The following is a 4068-nucleotide window of genomic DNA, read 5'->3' as shown; positions in this document are numbered from 1 at the left end:
CTGTTCCGCTCCTCCAGCGCGCTGGCCTCGGCCTACGGCATCTCCGTCACCGGGACCATGGTGGTCACGGCGATGATGGGCTTCGTGGTGATCTGGAAGGTCTGGCGGTGGCGGTCGCGGCCGGCGCGGGGGCCGTTTTCGGAGGCGAGCTGTTAGCGGCCGGATGGGATTTCGGCGCAGGTGCCGCCGCGGCGGGCTTGGGCTTGTCCCTCGCGGGTTCTTTTCCGGCGCTCTTGCCCGCGTCCTTGCCAGTATCTTTGGCCGGTTTCTTCGCGGTGTCCTTGCTCGGGGCGCCAGCCGCTCCTTTGCTCGCCCCCGTGGCTGCGTCCTTCGAACTGTCCTTGCCGGTTCCCTTGTTGGCCTCCTTGGACGAGCCCTTTGCCGCGTCCTTGGCGGCGGGCTTTGCGGTGTTCTTCGCAGCGTCCTTGGCGGTATCCTTGGCGGTCTCCGCCGTCGTCTCATTGGACTTGGCCAGGGCGGCGCAGCCGACCGAGAGCCCTGCCATCAGGCACACGATCAGACCGGAGGATCGCCAAGCGGCGCGAGGGAATGAGGTCACGGGTTTTGTCGCCCCGAATCAGTCAAGTGGCTCAAGATCTAGCTGTATTTGATTGAATATGCGGACAAAATACCAACAGCCGCTTACCGCGGGCCGATTTGCACCACCACCGCGGCAAAATCGCGGCCTAAACGGTGCGTCACACGGAAGCGGGCCTTTTACCGGCGGGATAGACCCGATATGAATGGCGCTTGCTCGAGAGATAGCCGCGTACGGAGGAAGTCCATGGCAGCCAAGACGAAATTCCGGGGGTCGTTCACCGCCTTGGTCACGCCGTTCAAGAACGGCTCGCTGGATGAGGCGGCATTCCGCTCCCTCGTCAACTGGCAGATTTCAGAGGGCACCAACGGCCTGGTCCCGGTTGGCACCACCGGCGAGAGCCCGACCCTCAGCCATGACGAGCACAAGAAGGTGGTCGAATGGTGCATCGCCGAGGCCAAGGGCCGCGTGCCTGTCATCGCGGGCGCCGGCTCCAACTCGACCAAGGAGGCGATCGAGCTCTCCCAGCACGCCGAGAAGGCAGGCGCGGAGGCCGTGCTGGTCGTGACGCCCTATTACAACAAGCCGACGCAAGAAGGCATGTACCAGCACTTCAAGGCGATCAACGACGCGATCGGGATTCCGATCATCATCTACAACATCCCGCCGCGCTCGGTGATCGACATGTCGGTCGACACCATGAAGCGGCTGTGGGAGCTGAAGAACATCGCCGGCGTCAAGGACGCCACCGCCAGCATGGTGCGCGTGTCGCAGCAGCGCGCGGCGATGGGCGAGGAATTCAACCAGCTCTCCGGCGAGGACGCCACCATTCTCGGCTACATGGCCCATGGCGGCCACGGCTGCATCTCCGTCACCTCGAACGTGGCGCCGCGCCTGTGCTCGGAGTTCCACGTTGCCTGGCAGAAGGGCGATCATGCCACCGCCTTGAAGCTGCACGACAAGCTGATGCCGCTGCACAACAACCTCTTCATCGAGAGCAATCCGGCGCCGATCAAGTATGCGATGTCACTGCTCGGCAAGCTGGACGAGACGCTGCGGCTGCCGATGGTGCCGGTTTCCGAGCCGACCCGCGTTGCGGTCCGTAGCGCCATGGTGCACGCTGGCCTGATCAACTGACGCGCTGGCATCGGGGGCCGTTCATGAGCGTCGAGGAAAAGGGCACACGCATGCTCAAGGAATTCCGCGAATTCGCCATGAAGGGCAACGTCGTCGATCTCGCGGTCGGCGTCATCATAGGCGCGGCCTTCGGTGCCATCGTCACGTCGCTGGTCGGTGACATCATCATGCCGATCATCGGCGCGGTCACCGGCGGCCTCGACTTCTCGAACTATTTTGCCCCCTTGTCGAAGGCGGTCACAGCCACCAACTTAGCTGATGCGAAAAAGCAAGGCGCTGTACTTGCTTATGGCAGCTTCCTGACGCTGACGATCAACTTCATCATCGTCGCCTTCGTGCTGTTCCTGGTGATCCGCGCCATCAACACCTTGAAGCGCAAGGAGGAGGCGGCGCCGGCCGCGCCCCCGAAGCCGTCGGCCGAGGTCGAACTGCTGACCGAGATCCGTGATCTCCTCAAGAAGTGACGCGCGCGCTTCATCCGAACTGTTAGCTTACGCGCACATCTCGATCAGGTTTGCCTGTCATGGCCGATAAAAACGAACGTCCAATCAAGGTCATGGCGGAGAATCGCAAGGCCCGGTTCAACTATGCGATCGAGGACACGATCGAGGCCGGCATTGCGCTGACCGGCACCGAAGTCAAGTCGATCCGCAACGGCAAGAGCACGATTGCGGAATCCTACGCCGATTCCAAGGACGGCGAGATCTGGCTGATCAACGCCACCATTCCCGAATATCTCCAGGGCAACCGTTTCAATCACGAGCCCAAGCGGCCGCGAAAGCTGCTGCTGCATCGCCGGCAGATCAACAAGCTGATGGGCGCGGTCGACCGCGAGGGCATGACGCTGATCCCGCTCAAGCTCTATTTCAACGAGCGTGGGCGCGCCAAGCTTCAGCTGGCGGTGGCAAAGGGCAAAAAGCTGCACGACAAGCGCGAGACCGAGAAGAAGCGCGATTGGAGCCGGGAGAAGGGGCGCCTGATGCGGGCGAGGGGCTGACGAGATGACCCAGCGGAACCTGCTCGAGGTCGATTGGACCCGGATTCCAGCGCCCGAAGATGATGGCGGCGCCGCGCATCTGACGGGCATGACACTGCCCTCGCTCGGCCTGCTCGCAACCGACGACACGTCAGTCACGCTGTCGGCGCTGCGCGGCCGCACCGTTGTGTTCGCGTATCCGCGCACGGGCGAGCCCGGCAAGATCGCGCTGGTCGACGATTGGGACATGATCCCGGGTGCGCGCGGTTGCACGCCGCAGACTTGTGCGTTTCGCGATCTGTTCGCCGAGCTGAAGGCCGCCGGTGCCGCCCACGTGTTCGGCCTCTCGACACAAAGCAACGAATACCAGACCGAGATGGCCTCACGGCTGCATCTGCCATTCCCGGTGCTGTCGGACGAGAAGCTGGCGCTGACGCGCGCGTTGAAGCTGCCGACGATGGAGGTCGCGGGCCTGACGCTGATCAAGCGCCTCGCGCTCATCGTCGACGATGCCAGGATCACGCACGTGCTCTATCCCGTGTTCCCGCCTGACCGGAACGCCGGCGACGTCCTGGACTGGCTGAAGGCCAATCCAGCAAAGGCCGACTAATCGAGATCCGCCTTCACCTTCGCGAACACCGACCGGAACATGTCCGCCGTCAGCACGCCCGTGTTCGTGTTGTAGCGCGAGCAGTGATAGCTGTCGTAGAGCTTGAACGCGCCGGCCTGATGCACGGCGCCATGGCCGAAGGGGGCTTGAGAGGCCTTCAGCTTCAACGGCTTGAGCACGCTGTCGTGCGCAATTCGCCCGAGCGCGATGATCGCGCGCAGCTTCGGCATCGTCTCGAGATTCGCGACCAGAAACTGCCGGCAGGTGTTGATCTCGACCGGCAGCGGCTTGTTCTGCGGCGGAACGCAATGCACTGCATTGGCGATCCGGCAGTCGATCAGCTTCAGGCCGTCATCGGGACGCGCCTGATAGGTGCCCTTGGCAAACCCGTATTCGAGCAAGGTGGCGTAGAGCAGGTCGCCGGCATAGTCGCCGGTGAACGGCCGTCCCGTGCGGTTGGCGCCCTGCATCCCCGGCGCGAGGCCGACGATCAAAAGGCGCGCCTTGATGTCGCCGAAGGGCGCTACCGGCGCATTGTGCCACAACGGCTCACGCGCCCGATTCGCCTCGCGAAAGGCGACCAGACGCGGACAGAGCGGACAATCGCGGTCGGGAACGACGGTGGAAGGCTGGCGGCTTGACCGGGCCGCCTCACTCCTCGAAGTCGTCATCGCCCCTCGGCGCCATCGTGGTTGCGCGCTGGAGGAATTGGGGGGCGTGGTGGCGTTCGCCACGCTCACCGCGGTCACGCGGGGCGGGGCGTTCGGACGGATCGCGGCCGAGCTTGGATTGCAGCTCGACGAGGTC

At 63.9% G+C, this 4068-nt stretch carries 5 protein-coding genes and 2 pseudogenes; 5 read left to right on the top strand and 2 right to left on the bottom strand.

The annotated features are described in order from the left end of the window. The 5 genes and pseudogenes from MOV75_RS29475 to MOV75_RS29450 form a co-directional block, all read left to right on the top strand. Positions 1-111: pseudogene (locus MOV75_RS29475) on the top strand (KUP/HAK/KT family potassium transporter); the annotation flags it as partial. 673 nt (positions 112-784) lie between these two features. Then, positions 785-1675, top strand: a complete 891-nt coding sequence (gene dapA, locus MOV75_RS29465; protein ID WP_246927746.1) for a 4-hydroxy-tetrahydrodipicolinate synthase — start codon at positions 785-787, stop codon at positions 1673-1675. Positions 1676-1698: 23 nt separating this feature from the next. Then, on the top strand, positions 1699-2139 hold the full coding sequence (mscL, locus tag MOV75_RS29460; protein WP_246927748.1) for a large conductance mechanosensitive channel protein MscL: 441 nt from the start codon (positions 1699-1701) through the stop codon (positions 2137-2139). A gap of 59 nt (positions 2140-2198) precedes the next feature. Next, on the top strand, positions 2199-2672 hold the full coding sequence (gene smpB, locus MOV75_RS29455; RefSeq protein ID WP_027530006.1) for an SsrA-binding protein SmpB: 474 nt from the start codon (positions 2199-2201) through the stop codon (positions 2670-2672). A gap of 4 nt (positions 2673-2676) precedes the next feature. After that, positions 2677-3261 (top strand): peroxiredoxin, encoded by a 585-nt coding sequence (locus tag MOV75_RS29450; RefSeq protein ID WP_246927753.1) that lies wholly within the window; start codon positions 2677-2679, stop codon positions 3259-3261. Here the strand turns inward: MOV75_RS29450 and MOV75_RS29445 are convergent. Further along, positions 3258-3932 (bottom strand): uracil-DNA glycosylase, encoded by a 675-nt coding sequence (locus MOV75_RS29445; RefSeq protein WP_246927755.1) that lies wholly within the window; start codon positions 3930-3932, stop codon positions 3258-3260. The two genes, MOV75_RS29450 and MOV75_RS29445, sit on opposite strands and share 4 nt — an antisense overlap. Continuing rightward, positions 3913-4068 (bottom strand): annotated as a pseudogene (locus MOV75_RS29440) (NYN domain-containing protein); the annotation flags it as partial. The gene MOV75_RS29445 and the pseudogene MOV75_RS29440, both read right to left, overlap by 20 nt.

The organism is Bradyrhizobium sp. PRIMUS42 (assembly GCF_023006515.1).
GTDB lineage: Bacteria > Pseudomonadota > Alphaproteobacteria > Rhizobiales > Xanthobacteraceae > Bradyrhizobium.
This window is presented reverse-complemented; position numbering and strand designations above follow the sequence as displayed.

What these genes read in the sequence shown, in the direction of transcription:
- dapA (WP_246927746.1), top strand. Translation starts at nt 785, where the DNA reads ATGGCAGCCAAGACGAAATTCCGGGGGTCGTTCACCGCCTTGGTCACG.
- mscL (WP_246927748.1), top strand. Translation starts at nt 1,699, where the DNA reads ATGAGCGTCGAGGAAAAGGGCACACGCATGCTCAAGGAATTCCGCGAA.
- smpB (WP_027530006.1), top strand. Translation starts at nt 2,199, where the DNA reads ATGGCCGATAAAAACGAACGTCCAATCAAGGTCATGGCGGAGAATCGC.
- MOV75_RS29450 (WP_246927753.1), top strand. Translation starts at nt 2,677, where the DNA reads ATGACCCAGCGGAACCTGCTCGAGGTCGATTGGACCCGGATTCCAGCG.
- MOV75_RS29445 (WP_246927755.1), bottom strand. Translation starts at nt 3,932, where the DNA reads ATGACGACTTCGAGGAGTGAGGCGGCCCGGTCAAGCCGCCAGCCTTCC.